Source organism: Saccharothrix luteola (assembly GCF_020859565.1).
Lineage (GTDB): Bacteria > Actinomycetota > Actinomycetes > Mycobacteriales > Pseudonocardiaceae > Actinosynnema > Actinosynnema luteola.
In genome coordinates this window covers 17,245-37,735 of the sequence record NZ_JAJHUO010000015.1, presented here as the reverse complement: position 1 = coordinate 37,735, position 20,491 = coordinate 17,245, and the positions used below count along the sequence as shown (strand labels likewise).

General features: G+C 73.3%; 21 protein-coding genes and 3 pseudogenes. 10 read left to right on the top strand and 14 right to left on the bottom strand.

Features of this window, described 5'->3' with window-relative positions:
* Positions 1–2 precede the first annotated feature (2 nt).
* Both LNK82_RS21275 and bla read right to left on the bottom strand, forming a co-directional pair.
* Positions 3–575: a D-alanyl-D-alanine carboxypeptidase family protein gene (locus LNK82_RS21275; RefSeq protein WP_230568785.1), complete on the bottom strand. Its 573-nt coding sequence runs from the start codon at positions 573–575 to the stop codon at positions 3–5.
* A complete protein-coding gene (bla, locus tag LNK82_RS21270) occupies positions 575–1,504 on the bottom strand; it encodes a class A beta-lactamase (protein ID WP_230568784.1) in 930 nt (309 codons plus the stop codon). Before bla ends, LNK82_RS21275 begins: the two co-directional genes overlap by 1 nt.
* 83 nt (positions 1,505–1,587) lie before the next feature.
* On the opposite strand from bla, the gene LNK82_RS21265 reads away from it, so the two are divergent.
* Positions 1,588–2,475 carry a LysR family transcriptional regulator gene (locus LNK82_RS21265; protein ID WP_230568783.1) on the top strand — a complete coding sequence of 296 codons (888 nt, stop codon included), beginning with the start codon at positions 1,588–1,590 and terminating at the stop codon, positions 2,473–2,475.
* Between the two features lie 2 nt (positions 2,476–2,477).
* Positions 2,478–3,380 (top strand): serine hydrolase, encoded by a 903-nt coding sequence (locus LNK82_RS21260; RefSeq protein ID WP_230568782.1) that lies wholly within the window; start codon positions 2,478–2,480, stop codon positions 3,378–3,380.
* 446 nt (positions 3,381–3,826) lie between these two features.
* On the opposite strand, the gene LNK82_RS21255 is transcribed toward LNK82_RS21260, so the two are convergent.
* The 3 genes and pseudogenes from LNK82_RS21255 to LNK82_RS21245 form a co-directional block, all read right to left on the bottom strand.
* A complete protein-coding gene (locus LNK82_RS21255; protein WP_230568781.1) occupies positions 3,827–4,459 on the bottom strand; it encodes a DJ-1/PfpI family protein in 633 nt (210 codons plus the stop codon).
* 142 nt (positions 4,460–4,601) lie between these two features.
* The gene (locus tag LNK82_RS21250; RefSeq protein WP_230568780.1) at positions 4,602–5,243 is read right to left on the bottom strand and encodes a LysR substrate-binding domain-containing protein; all 642 of its coding nucleotides are present in this window, start codon (positions 5,241–5,243) and stop codon (positions 4,602–4,604) included.
* A gap of 68 nt (positions 5,244–5,311) precedes the next feature.
* A pseudogene (locus LNK82_RS21245) lies at positions 5,312–5,428 on the bottom strand (LysR family transcriptional regulator); the annotation flags it as partial.
* A gap of 45 nt (positions 5,429–5,473) precedes the next feature.
* On the opposite strand from LNK82_RS21245, the pseudogene LNK82_RS47820 reads away from it, so the two are divergent.
* Positions 5,474–5,905: pseudogene (locus LNK82_RS47820) on the top strand (NAD(P)H-binding protein); the annotation flags it as partial.
* Between the two features lie 109 nt (positions 5,906–6,014).
* Entirely contained in the window at positions 6,015–6,386 is a 372-nt protein-coding gene (locus LNK82_RS47815; protein WP_230568956.1) for a Rossmann-fold NAD(P)-binding domain-containing protein, read from the top strand.
* A 5-nt stretch (positions 6,387–6,391) separates the two neighbouring features.
* Here the strand turns inward: LNK82_RS47815 and LNK82_RS21230 are convergent, their stop codons facing one another.
* The 4 genes from LNK82_RS21230 to LNK82_RS21215 all read right to left on the bottom strand — a co-directional run bounded on the left by LNK82_RS21230 (position 6,392) and on the right by LNK82_RS21215 (position 9,752).
* Positions 6,392–6,664 carry a hypothetical protein gene (locus LNK82_RS21230; RefSeq protein ID WP_230568779.1) on the bottom strand — a complete coding sequence of 91 codons (273 nt, stop codon included), beginning with the start codon at positions 6,662–6,664 and terminating at the stop codon, positions 6,392–6,394.
* Positions 6,665–6,736: 72 nt separating this feature from the next.
* Positions 6,737–7,510 (bottom strand): SDR family oxidoreductase, encoded by a 774-nt coding sequence (locus LNK82_RS21225; RefSeq protein WP_230568778.1) that lies wholly within the window; start codon positions 7,508–7,510, stop codon positions 6,737–6,739.
* 298 nt (positions 7,511–7,808) lie between these two features.
* The gene (locus LNK82_RS21220; protein ID WP_230568777.1) at positions 7,809–8,522 is read right to left on the bottom strand and encodes a TetR/AcrR family transcriptional regulator; all 714 of its coding nucleotides are present in this window, start codon (positions 8,520–8,522) and stop codon (positions 7,809–7,811) included.
* Between the two features lie 66 nt (positions 8,523–8,588).
* Positions 8,589–9,752 carry a PucR family transcriptional regulator gene (locus LNK82_RS21215; protein ID WP_230568776.1) on the bottom strand — a complete coding sequence of 388 codons (1,164 nt, stop codon included), beginning with the start codon at positions 9,750–9,752 and terminating at the stop codon, positions 8,589–8,591.
* Positions 9,753–10,008: 256 nt separating this feature from the next.
* Between LNK82_RS21215 and LNK82_RS21210 the strand changes: the two genes are divergently transcribed.
* Both LNK82_RS21210 and LNK82_RS21205 read left to right on the top strand, forming a co-directional pair.
* Complete coding sequence (locus tag LNK82_RS21210; protein ID WP_230568775.1) at positions 10,009–11,247, top strand: outer membrane protein assembly factor BamB family protein; 1,239 nt, start codon at positions 10,009–10,011, stop codon at positions 11,245–11,247.
* A 98-nt stretch (positions 11,248–11,345) separates the two neighbouring features.
* On the top strand, positions 11,346–12,218 hold the full coding sequence (locus LNK82_RS21205) for an MFS transporter (RefSeq protein ID WP_230568774.1): 873 nt from the start codon (positions 11,346–11,348) through the stop codon (positions 12,216–12,218).
* Between the two features lie 14 nt (positions 12,219–12,232).
* On the opposite strand, the gene LNK82_RS21200 is transcribed toward LNK82_RS21205, so the two are convergent.
* Both LNK82_RS21200 and LNK82_RS21195 read right to left on the bottom strand, forming a co-directional pair.
* The gene (locus LNK82_RS21200; RefSeq protein ID WP_308257244.1) at positions 12,233–12,886 is read right to left on the bottom strand and encodes a response regulator; all 654 of its coding nucleotides are present in this window, start codon (positions 12,884–12,886) and stop codon (positions 12,233–12,235) included.
* Positions 12,879–14,000, bottom strand: a complete 1,122-nt coding sequence (locus LNK82_RS21195; RefSeq protein ID WP_230568773.1) for a sensor histidine kinase — start codon at positions 13,998–14,000, stop codon at positions 12,879–12,881. Before LNK82_RS21195 ends, LNK82_RS21200 begins: the two co-directional genes overlap by 8 nt.
* An 85-nt stretch (positions 14,001–14,085) precedes the next feature.
* On the opposite strand from LNK82_RS21195, the gene LNK82_RS21190 reads away from it, so the two are divergent.
* The 3 genes from LNK82_RS21190 to LNK82_RS21180 are packed head-to-tail and all read left to right on the top strand — an operon-like array spanning position 14,086 to position 17,077.
* Entirely contained in the window at positions 14,086–15,513 is a 1,428-nt protein-coding gene (locus LNK82_RS21190) for a serine hydrolase domain-containing protein (RefSeq protein WP_230568772.1), read from the top strand.
* 47 nt (positions 15,514–15,560) lie between these two features.
* Entirely contained in the window at positions 15,561–16,172 is a 612-nt protein-coding gene (locus tag LNK82_RS21185) for a cyclodeaminase/cyclohydrolase family protein (protein ID WP_230568771.1), read from the top strand.
* Positions 16,169–17,077: a bifunctional methylenetetrahydrofolate dehydrogenase/methenyltetrahydrofolate cyclohydrolase gene (locus LNK82_RS21180; protein ID WP_230568770.1), complete on the top strand. Its 909-nt coding sequence runs from the start codon at positions 16,169–16,171 to the stop codon at positions 17,075–17,077. The genes LNK82_RS21185 and LNK82_RS21180 overlap by 4 nt, the downstream gene beginning before the upstream one ends.
* On the opposite strand, the gene LNK82_RS21175 is transcribed toward LNK82_RS21180, so the two are convergent.
* The 3 genes and pseudogenes from LNK82_RS21175 to LNK82_RS21165 form a co-directional block, all read right to left on the bottom strand.
* Positions 17,053–17,259, bottom strand: a complete 207-nt coding sequence (locus LNK82_RS21175; protein WP_230568955.1) for a hypothetical protein — start codon at positions 17,257–17,259, stop codon at positions 17,053–17,055. The two genes, LNK82_RS21180 and LNK82_RS21175, sit on opposite strands and share 25 nt — an antisense overlap.
* A gap of 263 nt (positions 17,260–17,522) precedes the next feature.
* Positions 17,523–17,711: pseudogene (locus tag LNK82_RS46930) on the bottom strand (DUF6055 domain-containing protein); the annotation flags it as partial.
* Positions 17,687–19,528, bottom strand: a complete 1,842-nt coding sequence (locus LNK82_RS21165; protein ID WP_230568769.1) for a cellulase family glycosylhydrolase — start codon at positions 19,526–19,528, stop codon at positions 17,687–17,689. The pseudogene LNK82_RS46930 and the gene LNK82_RS21165, both read right to left, overlap by 25 nt.
* A gap of 103 nt (positions 19,529–19,631) precedes the next feature.
* Between LNK82_RS21165 and LNK82_RS21160 the strand changes: the two genes are divergently transcribed.
* Entirely contained in the window at positions 19,632–20,480 is an 849-nt protein-coding gene (locus tag LNK82_RS21160; RefSeq protein WP_230568768.1) for a PaaX family transcriptional regulator, read from the top strand.
* Positions 20,481–20,491: the final 11 nt, after the last annotated feature.

Here is a 20,491-nt window from a genome sequence, read left to right as displayed (position 1 = left end):
GCTCAGGAGCCGCTCGCGCTGGGCAGCATGGGCGGGCAGCCGGCGGTCGCGTACGCGGGGTCGTGCTCGAAGTGCCACTCCTCGTTGAGGTAGCGGCGGCACCAGCCGAACGCGGACCCGTTGGCCTCGACCCAGGCGGCCGACCCGAGCGGCTGCACGTCCACCGCGATCCCCTTGACGTGCATCGACTTCTCCGGCGGCAGGACGTACCGCGCGGCGAGCTCCGCGGTGCCGAACCGCCGCACCGCGTCCTCGAACTCCCGCCGCTGCTGGCCGGTGCTCCGCTTGCCGTCGTTCAGGCACAGCCCGACTCCTTGGGCGTCGGCGGCGGCCTTCAGCCGGTGCCACGCCTGCAGCACCTCCGGGCGCAGGCCGTCGGGCCGTTCGTCGACGTAACGCCCGTCCAGCGGGCAGACCTGCCCGGTCTCCGGGCCCGGGACCTCCTCCACGATCGCCATTGGACGTCCGGCGACCGGGTGGTGGACCAGCACGACCCGGCCGGTCGCGCCGAGCGCCCCCAACGACGCCACGGCCGACAGCAGTGCCAGCAGCAGACCGATCACGACGCGCCGCATCAGGTCAGCGACTCCACGGCGTACGCGGTGGCTTCGACGAGCAGCGCCTGGTCGTACTCGGCGTCCGCGGTCGCCTTGCTCGACATGATCGAGATCACGAGCGGCGCGGCGTCCGGCGGCCACACCACGGCGATGTCGTTGACCGTGCCGTGGTCGCCGGTGCCGGTCTTGTCGGCCACCGTCCACCCCTGCGGCACGCCGGCGCGGACGCGGTGCGCGCCGGCCTTGGTGGCGTTGCGTTCGAGCAGGTCGCGCAGGAAGGCGCGCTTGTCGGGCTCGAGGGCGTCGCCGAGCACGATTCTTCGGTAGTCAGTGCCGATGGCACGGGGCGAGGTCGTGTCGCGGAGGTCTCCCGGCACCGCGGTGGTGAGCTCCGGTTCGAACCGGTCCGACCGGGTGACGGTGTCGCCGAGGGCGCGCGCGTAGTCGGTCAGCCCGGCCGGGCCGCCGAGCTCGCGCAGCAGCAGGTTGCCCGCCGTGCCGTCGCTGTGGCGGACCGCCGCGTCGCAGACCTGGCGGATGGTCATGCCGGTGGCCACGTGCTGCCGGGTGATGGCGGAACTCGCCATCAGGTCGTCCTCGGAGTACATGACGACAGTGTCCAGGTGGGACAGCGGGTTGCGGTGCAGGACCGCGGCCGCCGCCAACCCCTTGAACGTGGAGCAGAACGCGAACCGCTCGTCCGCCCGGTGCGCGAGGGTCGCTCCCGTGCCCGTGTCCAGGGCGTACACACCCAGTCGCGCGTCGAACCGCCGTTCCAGCTCGACCAGGTGATCGGTCGGCACGGAGGAGGGCGTGGGCGTCGTGCCGGCCGGCGTGGAGGACGGTGCGGGCGGCGGTGTCGGTTCTTGGGCGCAGCCGGCCAGCGGGAGCAGCGCGGCGGCGCCCAGGAACGCGCGGCGGCTGATGGTTCGGTGCGGCGGTGTCACGCCGACGAGCTTCACAGGCGATCGTGCATGCTGTCCAAGACACCGAGGTGGGCATCGATGCCGATCTGGCATAGTCGAGGCCCGTGGACGTGGTCGAGGCGTGCAAGGCGTTCGTGGCCGTGAGCGGGCATGGCAGTTTCACCGTCGGCGCCGCCGCGGCGCGGATACCGCAGTCCGTGGCAAGCAGGCGCGTCGCGGCGCTTGAGAGGCACTTCGGCGCGAGGCTGTTCACCCGGACCTCGCGGAGCGTGGCGCTGACGCCGTTCGGCCGGGAGATGCTGCCGTCGGCGCGGCGGCTGGTCGACCTCGCCGAGGCGATGGAGCACGACGCCGAGCGCGCCAAGCTGCGCCCCTTCCGGCTGGCCGTGCCGGAGGTGTGCGCGCCGCGCCCGCTGGCCCGGCTCGTCTCCGACGCCCGCCGCCACGACCTCGAACTGGACCCGCGCCCGGCCGGTCCGGTCGAACGCGCGGAACTGGTCCGCACGCTGGACGTCCGGGCCGCGCTGGTCGCCGTGCCGCCCGACGAGGGCGCCTGGCGGGTGCCGCTCGGCCTCGCCGGTCACGCCGACCCCGGCGCGATCTCGGCGGTCTACGTGGAGACCCTGCGCGCCGGCCGTGCCGAGCGGACCACCCGCCGGCGGCGGATCCGGCTCCAGCCGGAGGACGACGTGCCGCACGTCCGCGACCGCCTGACGCGCCTGTGCGACGCCGTTGGCCTGCAACCCTCCCAGGTGGTCGTGGCGGCTTCGCTGGTCGCGGCCACCGCCGACGTGCTCGCCTCGACCGACCTCCTGCTCTGCTCACCGGGCCAGGCCGACGAGCTCGGTCTGCACTGGCGGCCGGTCGGCGAGCTGGACCTGGCGCGCGGCTACGCGGTCACGGCCGGGTCGCGCGAGGACGGCCGGCGGATCCGCGACCTGCCGCCCGCCGTGATCGGGCACTGCCTCGGCATCCCGGCCGGAGAGGCGTGAGGATGGGGACGACCAGGGTCCTGCGTGAGGCGCGGGAAGCACTGCACGACGCCGGCCTGCGCGGCTCGTTCCTCGTGCGCGACCTCGACACCGGCGACGAGCTCGGCCTCGACGCCGACGTGGAGTACCCGGTCGCGTCGCTGGTCAAGGTGCCGCTCGCGATCGCCACGCTGGAACGCGTCGACCGGGGCGAGCTCGACGCCGCCACCCCGGTCGTCGTGACACCGGGCCGGGTCACCGCTCGCGGGCCGATCGGGTTGCCCAAGTTCCGCCACCCCGCCACGATCGCGCTGGACGACCTGCTCTACCTCAGCATGGCGATCAGCGACAGCACCGCCGCCGACGCCCTGTTCGCGCTGACCCCGCCCCACGCGGTCGCCGCCGAGCTGCGCCGGCTCCGCCACGACGGCATCGCGGTCCGCCACCTCATGCGCGACCTGATCGACACGCCCGCCGAGCGGTTCACCCCGGCGGAGGGCCACCTCGCCCACTCGCTGGCCATCGCGGCGGCGACCGAGGGCCGCGGGCACCCGGTGACGCAGCTGGACATCAGCCGCGCGAACGCCGGTTCCGCCCGCGCGTTCGTGGACCTCCTGCACGGCGTCTGGCGGCCGACGACGATCCGGCCCGCCGTCGCCGAACGGGTCCGGGAACTGATGGGGGACAACGCGTTGCGCCACCGGCTCGCACCCGACTTCAGCTCCGACGCGTCGCGGTGGTCGTCCAAGACCGGCACGCTGCTCAACCTGCGGCACGAAGTCGGTGTGGTCGAGCACGCCGACGGCCAGGCGTTCGCCGTCGCCGCGCTCACCGAGTCGCGCGTGCCGGCCGTGGTGCAGCCCGGCGCGGAGGCGTTGATGGCGCACGTCGCCCGCACGCTGCGCGACGAGCTGCGGGCGTCGTGAGTCAGCGGAAGTCGCGCGCGGACGGCACGAGCGCGGCGGCGGCCGGAGCGAGGCCCTAGGAGAGCAGGAAGTCCAAGGACGACACCCGGCCGCGAAACGCCGACGCGCCGCCGGGACCACGACCCCGCCCGAGGGCGGGACCAGCGCCGCGCCCAACCACAGCACCGCCGTCGCGACTATCGACGTCGGGGTGCCGACCACCAGCGCCGGCGACGCCGTCGTGAGCGCCTGGGACGCCGGGCGGCACGCCGCCCTGCCCCACACCGACCGCGGCCGCCTCCACGGCGATCACCCCGACCGACCGTCCCAACCCGACCGCGATGACCGGCGAGGTGGGCGCGGCGACCAACCCCGCCCACAACGCCACCCGCCGCCGGGAAGGCGAGTCGGCGCCCGGACGTCGAGGTCGTCGGCCCTCGGTTTCCGGCGACCGCCGGTCGAAGCGCTCAGGCGCGCCAGACCGTGCCGCGCCGTTCGTACTCCAGCACCGTCTCCACCCGCTGGGCGAGCTTCGCGCCGAGGAACCGCTCCACCAACCACAGCGCCACGTCCAGCCCGGACGTGATGCCGCCGCCCGTGATCAGGTCGCCGTCGTCCACCACGCGGGCGTTGACGACGGTGGCGCCCTGTGCGGCCAGGTCGGGTTTCGCGCCGGTGTGCGTGGTCGCGTTGCGGCCCTTGGTCAACCCCGCCGCGGACAGCACCATCGTGCCGGTGCAGATGCCGACCCGCAGCGCGTCGACGGCGGCCAGGCGGCGCAGGAAGCCCTGGTCGGCGACGAGCCGGTTGACCCCCGGCCCCGTCTTGTCGTTGTACCCGCCACCGGGCACCACCAGCACGTCCGCCTTCTCCGGCGACCAGCCCCCGGGCGCCCGGACCTCGGTGCCGTACGTGCAGGTGACCGTGCCGGGACGACCGGTGGTCACCAGAGTCGTCGTCAACGCGCCGCCGCTCATCCGCCCGCCGAGCCCCAGCACCTCCACCGGTGCGATGAAGTCCTGCTCCTCCGCCCCGTCGAACAGCAGCACCTGCACCCGCAGCGGCGCCGCCGCCGACGCGGTGGCCGCACCGCCTGACATCCCTCCCACTGCTCCCATCGTGCCGACGGACAGCGCCGACGCGCGTAAGAACGTACGACGTTCCACGGTGACCTCCCCGGTTAGCGGTTCACCACAGTGGTCGGTCGACACCCGCGTCCGGTTCCCAGCGGTCGGCGGGTCGTCACCGGGCGGCCGCGCGGACGAGTGCCGCGGTGGCCGTCGAGCGGGCCTGCTGGCACCAGGCGATCGAGAGGGTCGCGGGCGGCGTGTCCGGCACGTCGAGGTAGGCGATCCCCGCTCGTGGGTGGTGGCCGACGACGGACTCCGGCAGGAGGGTGACGAGCTCGCCGAGTTCGACCAGCTTGAGCAGTGGGGGCAGGTCGTGCACGTCGTGCCGGGCGACGATCCCGTCGAGGTGGCGGTGGAGTTGGTCCAGCCGCGTCGCGTCGTCGATCGGTAGCCCGAGCTCGGCGAGGGTGGCGTGCCCGCGTGCCGCGAGCGGGTGGTCAGTGGGGACGGCGGCGACGTGCCGTTCGACGGTCTCGGCGTCGAGGCCGGTGCGGTCGAACGGTTCGTAGATCAGGGTGGCGTCGGCTTCGCCCTGGCGGAGGAGCCCCGCTTGCTCGCCCCACCGGCGCACGCGCACCGCGACCGGCAGGGACGACGCCGGGTCGCCCGCGTACCCGGCCAGGATGGTCTCCAGCAGGCCCGCGTCGCCGTCGGCCTTGACCGCCAGGACGAGCTTCGGCTCCGCGGCGCGTTGCGCTCGCCGCCCGGCCGCCCGCAACGCGTCCAGGGCGATCCGGGCCTGGTCGAGGAGCACGGCACCGGCGGGGTCAGCGCGACGCTGGGGGTGGTCCGCTCGAGCAGCGTGACGCCCAACTCCGCTTCCAGCTTGCGGATCGTGCGGGACAGGGGAGGGGGCGAGATGCCCAGCCGCTCGGTCGCGCGGGCGAAGTTGAGCTCTTCGGCGACGGCGACGAAGTAGCGCAGGGGGCGTGACTCCAAGCGGCACCCACCTCCGATCGGTATGTCCCTGAGGGTGACAAGCCGGTGCTCGGTGATCCTTCCGGTACGGCGGCGCCGCGGGCAGGGTTTGTCGCATGGTCATTGTCAGTGGTGCCAACGGGAAACTCGGTCGAGCGGTGGTGGAACGGCTGCTGCGCCGGGTCGGACCGGGTCGGTGTGTGCGTCCGCGACCCGGAGCGGGCTCGGGGGTTGGCGGAGCGGGGCGTTCGGGTCAGGCAGGGCGACTTCGCCGACGAGGGGAGCCTGGCGCACGCGTTCGAGGGCGCGTCACGGGTGTTGGTCGTGTCCGTGGACGCCGGCGGTGAGACGGCGGTGCGCCTGCGCGAAACCGCGATCAACGCCGCCGGGAAGGCCGGGGTCGAGCGCGTCGTCTACACCAGCCACATGGGCTCGAACCCGTCGTCGCCCTTCGCGCCGACGGTCGACCACGCCGCCACGGAGGTGGTGCTGCGGGAGTCGGGCCTCGCTTTCACGTCGCTGCGCAACGGTTTCTACGCGTCGACGGCGGTCATGCTGCTCGCCGGCGCGGTGGAGACGGGTGAGCTGGCCGCCGGCGGAGGGTCCGGTGTCCTGGACGTCCCACGACGACTTGGCCGAGGCGGCGGCGCTCGCGTTGACCGAGGACGTCTTCGACGGGGTGACGCCGGCCCTCGCCGGTCCGGTGGCCGTGGACCTGGCCGACGTCGCGGCGATCGCGTCGGAGGTGACGGGCCGGCCGATCCGCCGCGTCGTCGTGTCGGACGACGACTACCGGGCCGCGCCCGTCGCCCGTGGGCTGTCCGAGCACGTCGCGGACTTGCTGCTGGGGATGTTCGCGGCGAGTCGTCAGGGTGCGTTCGCACGGGTCGACCCCGCTCTCTCCGGTCTGATCGGACGGCCTACCGTGCCGCTGCGCGACGTCCTGGAAGTCCACGACCGGTCCGCCGCGCTTCCCTAATCGCTCTATAGCTTCAGTGTTGACTGATTTCTGTAGGGGCTGGCTGGACGGTGAGCGGGTCGCCCAAGGTCGATGCGGGTGAGGAAGTCGCGGCGGACGGGGTCGGCGATCCGGGCGATCTCGTCGGCGACGAGCGAGGCGTCGGTGCCTTCGAGCGTGAGGGTGGCGAGCATGCCGGGCAGGGCGGTGCGGTAGACCCGCTGGGTGCTCGGCACGTTCACGTCGTACAGCTCGGCCGGCTGGTCGGGGGTGAACGACTCGGCGGGACCGGTGACCATGTGGCCCGCGTTGTGGACTCGTGCGAGTTCACGTCGAGCTCGGTCGCGCGGAGGTCGTTGCCGGTGTCGGGATCAGGCGAGGCCGCCGTTGGCGAAGAGGACCTGGCCGTTGACCCAGCGGGCGGGACCTGCGAGGAACGAGACGGCTTCGGCGATGTCCTCGGGCTGCCCGAGCCGTTCGAGCGGGGTGGCCTTGGCGAAGTTGGCGACCAAGGCGTCGTCCTTGCCCTGCAAGAACAACGGGGTCGCGGTTGGGCCGGGTGCGACCGCGTTGACGGTGATGTCCTTGCCGCGCAGTTCGCGGGCGAGGATCAGGGTGATGCTCTCGACGGCGGCCTTGCCGGCGACGTAGGCGCCGTAGGTGGGCAGCTGGGTGCGGGTGACCGAGGTGGAGAAGTTGACGATCGCGCCACCCCGGCGGACGCGGCGGGCGGCCTGCTGCGCGACGACGAACGTGCCGCGGACGTTGGTGCGGTGCATGCGGTCCAGGTCGTCGAGGTCCAGTTCGGCGATCGGTGCCAGGACCATGGTCGCGGCGGTGTTCACGACCACGTCGATGCCGCCGAAAGCCGTCTCGACGGCGTCGAACGCGGCGCTCATGTCGTGCTCGTCGGCGACATCCCCACCCACCGCGATGGCCTGCCCGCCGCGGGCGGTGATGTCGGCGACGATCGCATCGGCCTTGCCCTTGTTGCGGGCGTAGTGCACGCCCACCGCGAAACCGTCGGCAACGAGCCGCTCGGCAACCGCCCGCCCGATCCCCCCGCTGCCGCCGGTGACGAGGGCGACCCGGGTGGCGGCAGTGGGATTGCCGGCGGTGGGTTCAGTGGCGGTGTTCTCGGACATGACATTTCCTTTCGGCGCAAGGGATGCGCAGTGTGTGCCGGATACGGCGACGGTGCGGCCGGAGACAGGGCGGGCGCTATGTGTGCCGGCGCGGTGGGGCCGCGTGGACGGCCGGGGTGTGCGGGCCGGGGCATGGCGGCTCTGCGGCGGGCCATGCGGTGGCGGCGCTGCGGTGGTGGTTGGGCAGGGGGCTGCGGCCGGCCGTGTGTGGCTGCTGGGTGCAGCGGGTGCAGCGGCGGCGTTGGTGGGTCGGGGTCGTGGGGAGTTGGCGGCAGGTGCAAGCGGGGTTGGGGTGGAGTCAGGGCTTGGTGGGGGTTGCGAGGTGGGTCAGCCATTCGGTGAGGAGGGCGAACTCCGCCGGGCTGAACGACTCCGGCCGGTTCGAGCGCAGCAACGCGCCGAGAGTGGTCGCCGCCTGTGCCACCGCCTGCGCCACCGACGGCGGGGTGTCCGCGGGATCCGCGTCCGGCTCCGGGGTCAGGATGCCGGGCAGCACGATCTCCCTCACCCGCACCGAGAGCTCGGGGTCGCGGTCCGCCTCGGGTCGGTTCAGCAGGGACAGGGCGACGCCCGTGTTGGCGGCCATCACGACGTCGGCGGCGCGGTCGGGTTCGACGGCGAGGCGACCGACCTGGGCGATCCGCTCGAGCACGCCGCGCAGCAGCTCGTTCGCCTCGCGGACCGCCTGCGGCGGGGACGACAGGCGGGGTGTGTACATCAGGCGGTACACGTTCGGGTGATCGAGGGCGAAGCGCGTGTGCCCGTCCCACCCTCGCCGCAGGTCCGCCACCGGGTCCTCGGTCGGCACGGCGGCGCGCTTGGCCGCGAGGTACTGCGCGAACCAGTGATCGACGACCGCGGCGAGCAGGCTGTCCTTGTCGCCGAAGAGCCGGTAGATCACCGGCTGCTGCACCCCGGCCTTCTCCCCGACGCCGCGCGTGGAGATGTCGCCGTTGGGCGAGGTCTCCAGCAGCTCGGTGGCCGCCGCCAGGATCGCTGATCTGTTGTCCATGTTAGCAACGATAACACAGGTGCGGATCGATGACAACAGTTTGCCGTTAGCGATGATACGGGCAGATCACCGGGACGGGCTGTGGTCGAGCCAGGTTCGCAGCGCCCACCAGTGGCGCAGGGTGCCCAACACGGTCGACGGGTCGTCCGCGCTGTCGTCCCACGGCGTGCCGGTGATCTCGGCCAGCCGGTCGAGCCGGTACCGGACGGTGTTGGGGTGCACGTGCAGCGCGGCGGCGGCATGACCGAGGCGTTGGCCGTGGTCGAGGTAGACCAGGGCGGTGCCGACCAGTTCGCGGTGGAAGTCGTCGTCGTGGTCGAGGCCGTCGAGCGAGCCGCGCAGGAGGTCGGCGAGCACCGGTTGCGCGGCCAGCGCCACCTCGCCCGCCAGGTCGGTGAGGTCGCGCACCCCGCGCAGCCCCGCCCGACCGGCGATCCGCAACGCCGCCACGCACAACGGGTGGATGTCACGCATGACCGCGAGCCCCGTCGCGGGCGCGACCACCAGCAGCACGTCCGGCCCGAGGTCGGCCGGCGGTCGGGCGGCCAACCCGGCCAGCCGACCCTCCACCAACCCGTAGACGCCGCCGCACCCCAGCAGCCGCTGTTCCAGCGCACGCGCCTCGCCCGGCAGGGTCACGTCGGAGACCAGGCAGTGGTACAGCCCGTCGGACGACAAACCCGCGCGCCGCAGCTCCGCGGGTTCCGGCGGCGCGCCGTCGCCGTGCACGAGCAGCCGTCGCAGCAGGTGCGTGTTCGCGTCCCGGTTCGTGCGCGACAGTTCGAGCTCGGCCGTGTGGTAGCCGTTGATGACGTGCCGCTCCAACGCCCCGGTGTAGCGGTCGAGGTCGACCAACCCCTCCAGCAGCACTTCGTCGGGCACGCCGGCCGCCCGGCTGCGGGCGATGGCGATGTTCATCGCCGTCGTGCGGCCGGCCTGGACCCCGCGCAGCAGTCCGTCGATGGAGATCCCCTGCGCCGCGCGGTCCGCGCCCAACGCCTCGGCTGCCTCGAAGTCCTGCGCCTCCGGCTCGTCGGACCGCTCGAAGAAGTCGAGCCCGGTCGCCAGCAGAACCTCGACGTGCCGGCGGTTCTCCGCCTCCGGCAGCCGCGCCACCTCCGGGGACTGGCCGCGCGCGGCCCGGACGAGCTCCTCGACCACACCGCGATCGGTCGCCATGCCCCTGAGCACCTGCCCGAGCAGGCGACCGCGATCGTGCGCTGCCGACACCGGCCACATCCTCCCGCCGCGACGTTGTGGCAGTGGCATAACGAGCACCCGGCTCGTTGGGCGCCGGCCCCTACCGCGGACCCGCCGCGAGCCGGTATCTATTGCCTACTGAACGGTAACAGTCCGGCCGGACCCGGGGGCCACGGGTTCTGGAACCGGCGTGGACGAATCGCAAACCCTGCACGGATGTGACAACTCGCGCATCCGGTTTGGAGCTGTCGTGGACAAGAAATCCGGGTCGGGAGGACGGAAGCGCGTGCCCCGCACGCGCCTGCTCGGCCTCCTGGCCACCTGCGTGCTCGTCGCGACCACCGCACCCGCCGTCGCCGCCCCTCCCGCGGGCACGGCGCTGCGCGAGGTGATGTTCGTCGGGAACAACTGGGACGGCACCGCCGACGTGATCGCCTCCAGCGGCGATTTCGCGAAGATCGGCCGGGTGAACATCATCCCCGACCGCCAGGAGCGGCTGTGGGAGATCTACCTCAACCCGATCAAGCTCGCGTTCTTCCTCGGCATCAGGTCCGGCCCCGGCGAGGGCCACGACCAGTTCGTCGACGACATGTACACCACGCCCGACGGCCGCGCCGTGGTCGCCTCCCGGCCGAGCTTCGCCGACGTGGTGTCCATCGACCTGGCCACCGGCCGGGTGAACTGGCGCTTCCCGGTCTCGGGCTTCCGCTCCGACCACATGGCCGTCTCGCCCGACGGCCGCCGGGTCGCGGTGTCCGCCTCGACCTCCAACACCGTGCACGTGCTCGACATCGAGACCGGTCGCCAGGTCGGCTCGTTCGCGACCGGTGACAAGCCGCACGAGAACGTGTTCACCGACGGCGGCCGGTACCTGTGGAACATGTCCATCGGCGAGGTCAACACCGCCCTGGACGACCCGGCGTTCGACTTCACCAAGGGGGACCGGCGCGTCACGGTGGTGGACGCGGCGACGTTCCAGCAGGTCAAGGTGATCGACATGAGGCCGCGGCTGGACGCGTTCGGCCGCTCCGACCTGTCCGACTCGGTGCGGCCGGTGGCGTTCACGCCCGACGAGTCGAAGCTGTACTTCCAGGTGTCGTTCTTCAACGGCTTCCTGGAGTACGACGTCGCCACCGACCGCGTCACCCGCCTCAAGGAACTGCCCAAGAACCCGAACACCAGCGAGGACCGCACGACGTGGGTCAACGACTCGCGCCACCACGGCATGTCGATGAGCCCGCGGGGCGACAAGCTGTGCATCGCCGGGACCATGGACGACTACGCCGTGATCGTCGACCGGGCGACCCTGCGCGAAGGCGCGCTCGTGCCCGCGTCCAAGCCCTACTGGGCGACCGTCAGCGGTGACGGGCGCAGCTGCGTGATCTCGGAGAGCGGCTCCGACCAGGTGACCGCGATCGACTTCGCCACCGGGCGCAAGCTCGTCTCGGTGCCGGTCGGCGACCACCCGCAGCGGGTGCGCGTCGGCCACGTGCCCACCGGTTGGACGGGGCCCTCGACCAGCTGAAACGGCCAGGGGAGCGGTGGTCGGCGCGGTTGCCGGCCACCGCTTTCCGCACGTCCGGACCGAGGCGCTACAAGCGAGGAGGTCCCAAGTGCCTGACCGTGTCGAGCCCCGGCAGCGTGCTGTTCGGCACCGGTCACCTGTGCTCGGTGGTCGCGCAGCAGGCCCTGGTGGCGAACACGACCGAGACCTCGCGCCACGACGCCGCGTTCGGTTACCACACGTTCGCGGCGTCGCCGGGGCAGGCGGTCGGGCCGGGCCTGATCCTGCTGTTCGACGGTGATCGGACGATCCCGCGCACGGACACCGTGTTCGTGGTGGCGTTCGTGATCACCGTCGTCCTGATCGGCGTCACGCTGGCGTTGCGCGCGCCCGCCGTCGGTCGTGCGGCCACAGTGGACGGTGCGCCGGACGGCGTGCGCGACCTGCTGCGACGGCCGGGCCTGGTGCGGACGCTCGCGGTCAGCTGCGCGGTGATCGCGGCGGTCGACATCACGTTGGTGTACCTGCCCGCGCTGGGCGCCGAGCGCGGCATCCCGTCCGGTGTGGTCGGTGTGCTGCTCGCGGTGCGCGCGGCTGCGTCGATGACGTCACGCCTGTTCCTCGGCCGCCTCGCCGCGTGGCTGGGCAGGCGTCGGCTGTTGTCGGGCAGCGTGGCGCCGGCCGCGGTCGGGCTCGCCGCGGCGGCCGTGCCGATGCCGGTGTGGCTGCTCGGCTTCGTCGTCCTCGTGGTCGGGCTCGGCCTCGGTGTGGGCCAACCGCTGACGATGTCGTGGCTGGCGGAGGCGACGCCGCCGGGGCTGCGCGGCCGGGCGATGTCTTTGCGCCTCACCGGGAACCGGCTCGGCCAGGTCGTGGTGCCCAGCGCGGCGGGGTTGCTCGCGGCGGGCACGGGCGCCGCCGGCGTCCTCGTCCTGACGGCCGCGAGCCTGACCGCCGCCGGTGTCGCGGCCGCACGACGTCCGCCGACGTGACCGCCGCGGGTGCGTCAGTCGGCGAGACCGGCTTCGTAGCCCGCGATCACCAGTTGTGCCCGGTCGCGGGCGGCCAGCTTCGCCATGAGGTGCCCGATGTGCGTCTTGACCGTGTGCCGGCTCAGGTGCAGCGCTTGTTCGATCTCGGTGTTGGACAGCCCTCGCGTGATCAGGTGGAGCACCTCCTGTTCCCGAGGGGTCACGCGGTCGAGCGGTCGTCGGGCGCGGGGCGGCGCGGGGGTGCGGAGGAAGTCCGCGATGAGCCTGCGGGTGACGGTCGGCGCGAGCAGCGCTTCACCGGCCGCGACCGTCCGGATGGCGTCGAGCAGCCGGTGCGGCGGGACGTCCTTGAGCAGGAACCCGCTCGCGCCCGCCCGCAACGTCTCGTACACGACGCCGTCGAGGTCGAACGTGGTGAGGATGAGGACCTTGGGCGCCTCGGGCAGCGCGGTGAGGCGCCGGGTGGCGGCGATGCCGTCCAGGTCGGGCATCCGGACGTCGACGACCGCGACGTCCGGCTGGTGCCGGGCGGCCAGCTCGCACGCTTCCCGGCCGGTCCCCGCCTCCGCGACCACCTCCACCCCGGGGTCGGCGTCGATCAGCAACCGGATCGTGTCGAGGTACATCGGCTCGTCGTCGGCCAGCAGCACGCGGATCGGCTCAGCCACGGTGGGCGCCGGTGTCGAACGGGAGCGTGGCGCGGACCGCGAACCCGCCGCCGGGAGCGGGGCCCGCGTCCAGCGTGCCGCCGTGGAGCGCGACCCGTTCCCGCATGCCCGGCAGCCCGTGCCCGTCGGCGCCGGGCGCGGCCGTGCCCTCGTCGACCACCGAGATGACGAGCCTGCCCGGCTCGACGGCCGTGACCAGGTGGCACCGCGGCGGGTGGCCGTGACGCCGCACGTTGGTCAACGCCTCCTGCACGATGCGGTAGGCCGAGACCCGTACCGCGGCCGGTGCCCCGGACAGGTCGGCCTGCTCGGCGGTCACCGTGACGCCGGCCGAACGCGCTTCGTCCACCAGCCGGTCCAACCCGGCGGCGCCCGCCGGGGCCGACGGCTCGCGCAGCCCGCCGAGCACGGTCCGGACGTCCGCGAGGGCCGACCGGCTGACCTGCTCGATGCCCCTCAGCGCCGCCTCCCTCTCGTCGGGGCGCGTGCCCGCCACGTGGTTGGCGACGGCGGCCTTCATGGCGATCAGGCTGAGGTTGTGCCCGACCACGTCGTGGATGTCCCGGGCGATGCGCAGCCGTTCCTCGGCCACCGCCCGCGCGGTGCGCGACTCGGCCAGCTCCGCGGCGTGCCGCCGGCGCGTGCGGACGGCGGCGGCCACCGCCCAGGACCCGATGACGACCACCGCGCTGAACAGCAGGGTGGACAAGGGGTTCGTGGCGAACGACTCCGTGCCCGCCGGCGCCGGGACGAGCGGCAGACCCGGCACGGTCGCCACCGTCACCCCCGCCACCACTACGCACGCCAGCGACGCGACCGCGCCCACGACACCCGACCGGGACGACGACAACACGACCGGGTAGAGCGCCAACGCGATGGCGGCCAGCGTCGACTCGTTCCCGGTGCCGACCACGATCGCCGCCGAGCCGACCGGCAGCACGGTGGAGAGCACCGCGGTGGGCCGGAGCCCGCGGACGGCGAGCGGAACCCCGAGCGCCACGGCCGCGACCGCGGCGAGCACGTCCACCGCCGGCGCGCGCAGCACCGCCCACGCCACGACCACGCCCGCGGCCACCACGTCCACCAGCAGTCCTTTCGGGCCGAGTCGCACCATGGTGGCACCGTAGCCGGGCGACGACCGGCGGAACTCGGACCACGGTCCGATGGCACGCGACCGGGACGCCCGGAGACTGCCTGGGGTGTTCACCTCGATCCTGTCCGCTTTGATCATCTCCGCCACGTCCCTCACGGCTGCACCCACCGTCGACGCCGCGGCCATCGACGCGGTCGTGCGGGAGTACCGGGAGCAGACCGCGCTGCCGGGTGTCGCGGTGGCCGTCACCCGCGGCGCCACCGTCGTGCACACCGCCGGGTACGGCCACACGCCCGACGGCGACGCCGTGTCAGAGCACACCATCATGGCCGCCGCGTCGGTGAGCAAGTCGTTCACGGCGGTGGCGGTGATGCGGCTCGTGGAGAGCGGCCGGATCCGGCTCGACGACCCGGTGCGCGCGCACCTGCCCGAGTTCACGATGGCCGACCCCCGCGCCGCCGACATCACCGTGCGCCAGTTGCTCGACCAGACCTCCGGCATGTCGGACACGACCCACCGGTCGTTCAGCGGCCCGCCGGTGCGCACCCTGGCCGAGGCGGTGGCCGCGATGCGCGACTCGACGCTGGCCGCCGCACCCGGCTCGCGCTGGGAGTACCACAACCCGAACTTCCAGGTGGCCGCCCGGCTGGTCGAGGTCGTCGGCGGCCTGCCGTTCGCCGACCACCTGCGCCGCGAGGTGTTCGACCCTCTCGGCATGGCCGACAGCCGCACCGCCGACACCGAGCGCGACCTGCCCCCGAGCGCCGAGGGGCACGTCAGGGTCCTCGGCGTGCCCGTGGCGCTGCCCGAACCGCCGGCGTTCGGCAACGGCTCCGGCGGCGTGCTGACCTCCGCCCACGACCTGGCGGCGTGGCTGATCGTGCAGAACAACGGCGGACGCGGACCCGACGGCACGTCGATCGCCACCCCGCGGAGCATCACCGAGACGCACACGCCGACCACCGTGTCGGAGTCGTACGGCCTCGGCTGGTTCGTGGGCGTCACGGCGGCCGGCGCGCCGCTGGTCGACCACGGCGGCGACCTGTTCACCTCGACCGCGTACCAGGCGCTGCTGCCCGGGTCCGGCCACGGCATCGCCGTCCTGGCCAACACCGGGATGCGGCACGGCGACGCCCAGGCGCTCGGCGCGCGCCTGGTCACCCTGGTGGAAGGCAGGCAACTGCCGCCCGTGGGCGACCCGAACACCGTCGTCGATGCGGTGCTGCTCGGCCTCGCCCTGGTGTTCGCGGCGCTGACCGTTCGCGGCGTGGTCCGGTCGCGACGGTGGGCCGCCCGCCCACGGTCGACCGCGTCGACGGTGGCGCGCCTGGTCCCGCTGGTGCTGCCGCTCCTGCTCCTGCTCACCGTCCACCGGGTCGTCGGCTACCTGTACCGGGGACGTGACGTGGCGTGGCTCCAGGTGCCGTACCTGTACCCGACGTTCGTGGTCGCGCTGGCGGTGACGGCTCTGGGCTGCGTCGCCCTGCTCGCGGCCAGGGCCATCGCGCTGACCGGCCGCACGGGGCCGGGTTGATCCGCGATGCTGTGGCAGCCGGGGCCCGGACGAGCGATGATCTTCGCGTGACGGACACCTTGTGGGAACTGAGCGTGGCCGACCTGCGCGCGCGGACGGCCAGTGCGAGCCCGACGCCCGGCGGCGGGTCGGTGGCCGCGGTGACGGCCGCGTTCGGCTGCGCTTTGGTGCTCATGGCCTTGGAGATCACCGCCCGGCGCGACCCGTCGGTCGGCGACGCGATCACGGCGGGCAAGTCGCTGCTCGACCGCCTCGGTCCCGCCGCCGACCGTGACGTGGAGCTGTTCGAGGACTACCTCCGGGCACGGCGGCTGCCGCGCTCAACGGACGGGGAACGGGCCGCCCGGGAGGCCGCGGTGGCGGCGGCTTCGGCGGCGGCCACGGAAGGCCCGCTGACCGCCGCCTCGGACGCGGTGGAAGCCTTGGAGTGGGCGCACTCGGTGCTGCCCGTCGTCAGCGGCACGGTCGTCAGCGATGTCCGGGCGGGCGCCGACCTGCTGCTCGGATCCGTCCTGGCCACCCTGCGCGGAGCCGAGGCCAACGTGGCGGGGCTCGGTGCCGACGCGGCGGCGTTCACCGCACGACTGGACGCCGTGCGCCGCGCCGCCGTGGCCGCGCACACCCGCATCGAGAGCAGCACCCCGGAGGAGTCCCGATGACCGCCCGCACCATCGACCCGGCCGACCTCGCCGAGTCCATCCGCGACGGGATCCGCGCCGACCTGGCGACGATCCCGGAACGCCTCACCGTGGTCGGCTTCCTGGTCGACGGCGACCGGCCGGCCCGGACCTACGCCGAGTACACCCGGCGCGCGTGCGCGGAGGTCGGCATCGACTTCGACCTCCGCACGCCACGCGCCGACGACGTCGAGGCCGCCGTCCGCGACGCCGGCGCGGACGACGGCGTGCACGGCGTGTTCGTCTACTACCCGGTCCGTGACCCCGAACGCGACCGCTGGCTGCGCGAGCTGGTCGACCCGCGCAAGGACGTTGAGGGCCTGCACTCGTTCTGGAGCCGTTGCCTCTACGAGAACCGGCGGTTCATCGACGACGCAGGCACCCGCCGGGCCGTCCTGCCCTGCACCCCGCTGGCCGTGATGAAGCTGCTGGGCGAGGCGGGCGCGTTCCGCGGCGACGGCGACACCCCGCTGGCGTCGGTGAAGGCGTGCGTCTTCAACCGCAGCGAGATCGTCGGGCGCCCGTTGGCCGCCATGCTGGCCAACGACGGCGCGGACGTCACGTCGTTCGACCTCTCGGGCTCGCTGGCGTTCCGGCACGCGGCCGGCATCCAGGGCCACCACGTGGACGCCGTGGCCACCGACCGGGCCACCGCCCTCGCCGAGGCGGACGTGGTGGTCACCGGTGTGCCGTCACGCGACTTCCCGCTGGTCCGGGCGGACGAGATCAAACCGGGCGCGGTGTGCCTTAACTTCTCCACCATGAAGAACTTCGCCGACGACGTGGTGGACCGCGCCTCGGTCTTCGTGCCCCGGGTCGGCTCGATGACCGTGACCATGGCGATGCGCAACGCCGTCCGCCTCTACCGCAACGCCCACCCGTCGTGAGCGGTGGGCAGCGGCGTCCAGATCACGGGCCGGTTGGTGCTGTCGGTGCCCGTGGTGCGGCCGGCGCGCCAGAGGAACCCTCGGGCTGACGACCACTCGTTGGCCGCGGTCCACCCGATGACGTCGCCGCGTTCGTTGAGCGACTGGTCGCCGTGCGCGACCCGGCCGTTCTCCGACAGCACGGTCGCCTCGTTGATCGCCTCCGGGGTGTACGGGCCGTAGCCCGACGAGCCGCCCAGTCGCGTGCACGCCCCGTCGGCGCAGCGGACAGCTGCGAAGTCCTGGTCGGCGGCCGAGGCGTAGCTGCCGCGGCCTTCGACCCGACGCGCGCGGAGGCGGACACGGAGGCGGTGTCGGCGAGCCGACCACCGCCGTTGGCGTGCCGGCGACCGCCGCCGGTCGGCGCCGGCTTGACGTGGCCGGGATCGAAGCCCGACGGCGTGGCGCCGGAGACCCGGAACTCGTACGGGTACCGCCGGGCGGCGTTGTAGCCGTCCAGGAACACGTAGTGCGGCACCGCGGTGGCCGGTGCGCCGGTCACGACCAGCCAGACCTCCCGCTCCCCGGACTGGAGCTGGGACGGCGTTGTCGGGCGTGCCGTGACGGGGGTCAGGCGAAGGTTGCGGCCACCCACGCGGCCAGTTCCGCCCGTGCGGCGGCCACCGGTCCGGCGGGCGCGTTGTTCGTCACGAGCGCGAAGTGCGGCCCGGTGTCCTGTGTGGACAGCAGCAGCCGGTTCACGCCGGGCACGCCCGGCTCCGGTGCGACGGACACCGGTTCGGTGCCGGTGTGCGCGGGAAGCCCGGTGAGCGAGCCGAGATCGCTCACCACCGTGGTCGACGCGGGCGGGAACGACGACGGCAGGTGCAGCTCCGTCGGTGCGGCGACACCGTTGCCACGCCACACGAGCACGCCGAACTGCCCGGTTCCGACGAGCGCCCGCACCGAGGGCATCGTGTCGGGGACCCGGTTCCACGACAGCACCGCGCCGCCGTCCCGGGCGCGGTCCTCGTAGGTGAACGCCGCCGTCCGGCCCGCCACGGCCCGCGGGAACAGCCGGTCGACGATCCGGCCCTCCACCGTCAGCACGGGGTCGCCGCCGTCGTCGACGCGCACCGCGGAGAAGTGCTCGTCGTTCATCGCGTCACCCTCGGTGCGGACCTTGTCCGGGTTGTCGTTCATCAGCTCGTGGTGCCGGCCGTAGTTGACGTCCCAGTGCCACTGGCTGCCCGACAACACCGGCCCGGACCCCGCCGCGCCCGCCCACCACCGCGCGCCGGGCAGCCGGGAGTCCAGCGCCTGGTACATCGCCTTCAGCACGGTCGGGTTCTTGTCGGAGGTGAAACCGGCGACCGGGTGCCCGAACTCCGACACGATCCCGGCCGTGCCGAGGGCATCGGCCCGATCCCGGATCCGGTTGAAGTCGGCCGTGTACTCGCCGTCGGCCACCTTGCCCGGCTTGAGCAGACCGGACTGCGCCTTGCCGTCGTAGAAGTGCGAGTTGAACACGAAGCGGTCGCCGAGCGTCGGCACCGCCGGGAAACCGCCCGGCTCGGCGAAGAACTCCACGTTCTGGTTCCAGAACACCAGCGGCTCGACGAACGCGGGCTTGTCGGCCCACCCGGCGTCGTCCATCCGCTGCCGGAACTGCCGGTAGAACGGCATGAGCAGGTCGCGTTCCCAGGCCACGCCGTCCTGGCCCTCGTCGTACCGTCCGGCGTAGGGCTCGTTGAGCGGGTTGACGCCGAGCACGAGCCGGAACGCCTCCGCCGACAGCGTCGACTTCAGCCGCCGCATCGCCTCGCCCGCCTGGTGCAGGAACTCGTCGCGGATCCGGATCGGCCCGGCGGACGTGGTGATCTCCCGGTTGTGCCAGAAGTCGCGCGTCGCGGCGGTGACCGCGTTGTTGCTCTTCATGTTCTGGCCCCAGTGCACGCAGATCCCGCACGACTCCTTCGGGTAGCCGCCCGCGCGCACGACCCACTCCGGCGCGCCGTCGCCGGTGTACCAGCTGTCGCGGTTGAAGAGGTGGCGCGAGTACAGGTCCTGGTGGAAGTCGAGGTAGACCCGGATGCCCTGGTCGGTGAACGCGCGGATCTGCTCGCCCACGCGGTCGAGGTAGGCGAGGTCGATCCGGCGCGGCTCCGGCTCGACCCACGCCCAGGTGAGGAGGAATCGCACCGCGTTCGCGCCGGTCATCCGCCGCATCGCCGCCGCGGACGACCGCGCGTCCGCCGTGCCGGCGAACGGCAGGCCGCGGTGCTCGGCGAGCTTGGCCGTGCCGGACACGTTGAACCCGCGCAACACCACCTCGCGGCCGTGCTCGTCGCGGAACGCGCCATCGGCGACGGTCACGGCGGAGCCGTCGAACCACAGCCCGTCCGGCGCGGCGACACCGGGGGCCGTGGAGGTGGTCAGCACCAGCGCCAGCAGGAACGCGATCCGCTTCACCGCGACCGCCCTTCACTCGACCCGAAGATGAAGGTGTTTCACGTTGAGGGTAGCGGATCGGCCGGGTCGCACAAGGGCGCGGAGCCGGGGTTACGCTCGCCCGGTGATCCCGCACGACGACTCGCAGGACCGTGAGCAGGAGGCATCGGCCCGGCCGCAGTCGCTGATGCTCAGCTTCCTCGGCATCCACGTGCTGAACCGGGGCGTCGCGGTCTTCTCCGGCAGCGTCATCGACGTGTTCGCCCGGGTCGGGGTGTCGGAGGACGCCGTGCGCTCGACGTTGACCCGCATGGTCAAGCGGGACCTGCTGGCGCGGCACCGCGTCGGCAGGCGCACGTACTTCGGGCTGACCGCGCGCTCGACGGCCGTGCTGGAGGATGGCGAGCACCGGGTCTGGCGCAGCGGCGCGATCAACAGCGACTGGGACGGCGCCTGGACGGTGGTGGGCTTCTCCGTGCCCGAGTCGTGGCGCAGCCAGCGGCACGACCTGCGCTCGCGGCTGATCTGGGGCGGGTTCGGCCCGCTGCAGAACGGCCTGTGGGTCGCGCCGGGCGTGGTCGACGTGCCCGCCCTGGTCGAGGACCTCGAGCTGGACGACCACCTCAAGGTGTTCACCGCGCACACGGCCAAGCCGACCGAGGCCGAGCAGATCGCGCGCACCGCGTTCGACGTGCCCGCGATCGCCGAGCGCTACCAGGTGTTCCTGCGCCGCTGGGACCACGACCGCCCGCTGGCCGACGCGCCGGACGACCTGGCCAGGCAGCTGCTGCTGCACACCGAGTGGCTGCAACTCGTCCGCCAAGACCCCCGGCTGCCCGCCGAGCACCTGCCCGAGGACTGGCCCGCGATCCGGGCCGAGCAGGTCTTCCAAGCCCTCGCCGGCGCGTACGTGGAACCGGCCGCGTCGATCGCCGCGTCGGTCCTCGACACGATCCCGGTCGACGGCCCCTGAAAACCCGTTCC

What these genes read in the sequence shown, in the direction of transcription:
- LNK82_RS21260 (WP_230568782.1), top strand. Translation starts at nt 2,478, where the DNA reads ATGGGGACGACCAGGGTCCTGCGTGAGGCGCGGGAAGCACTGCACGAC.
- LNK82_RS21220 (WP_230568777.1), bottom strand. Translation starts at nt 8,522, where the DNA reads ATGGACAACAGATCAGCGATCCTGGCGGCGGCCACCGAGCTGCTGGAG.
- LNK82_RS21255 (WP_230568781.1), bottom strand. Translation starts at nt 4,459, where the DNA reads ATGTCAGGCGGTGCGGCCACCGCGTCGGCGGCGGCGCCGCTGCGGGTG.
- LNK82_RS21195 (WP_230568773.1), bottom strand. Translation starts at nt 14,000, where the DNA reads ATGGTGCGACTCGGCCCGAAAGGACTGCTGGTGGACGTGGTGGCCGCG.
- LNK82_RS21180 (WP_230568770.1), top strand. Translation starts at nt 16,169, where the DNA reads ATGACCGCCCGCACCATCGACCCGGCCGACCTCGCCGAGTCCATCCGC.
- LNK82_RS21230 (WP_230568779.1), bottom strand. Translation starts at nt 6,664, where the DNA reads ATGGTCACCGGTCCCGCCGAGTCGTTCACCCCCGACCAGCCGGCCGAG.
- LNK82_RS21275 (WP_230568785.1), bottom strand. Translation starts at nt 575, where the DNA reads ATGCGGCGCGTCGTGATCGGTCTGCTGCTGGCACTGCTGTCGGCCGTG.
- LNK82_RS21225 (WP_230568778.1), bottom strand. Translation starts at nt 7,510, where the DNA reads ATGTCCGAGAACACCGCCACTGAACCCACCGCCGGCAATCCCACTGCC.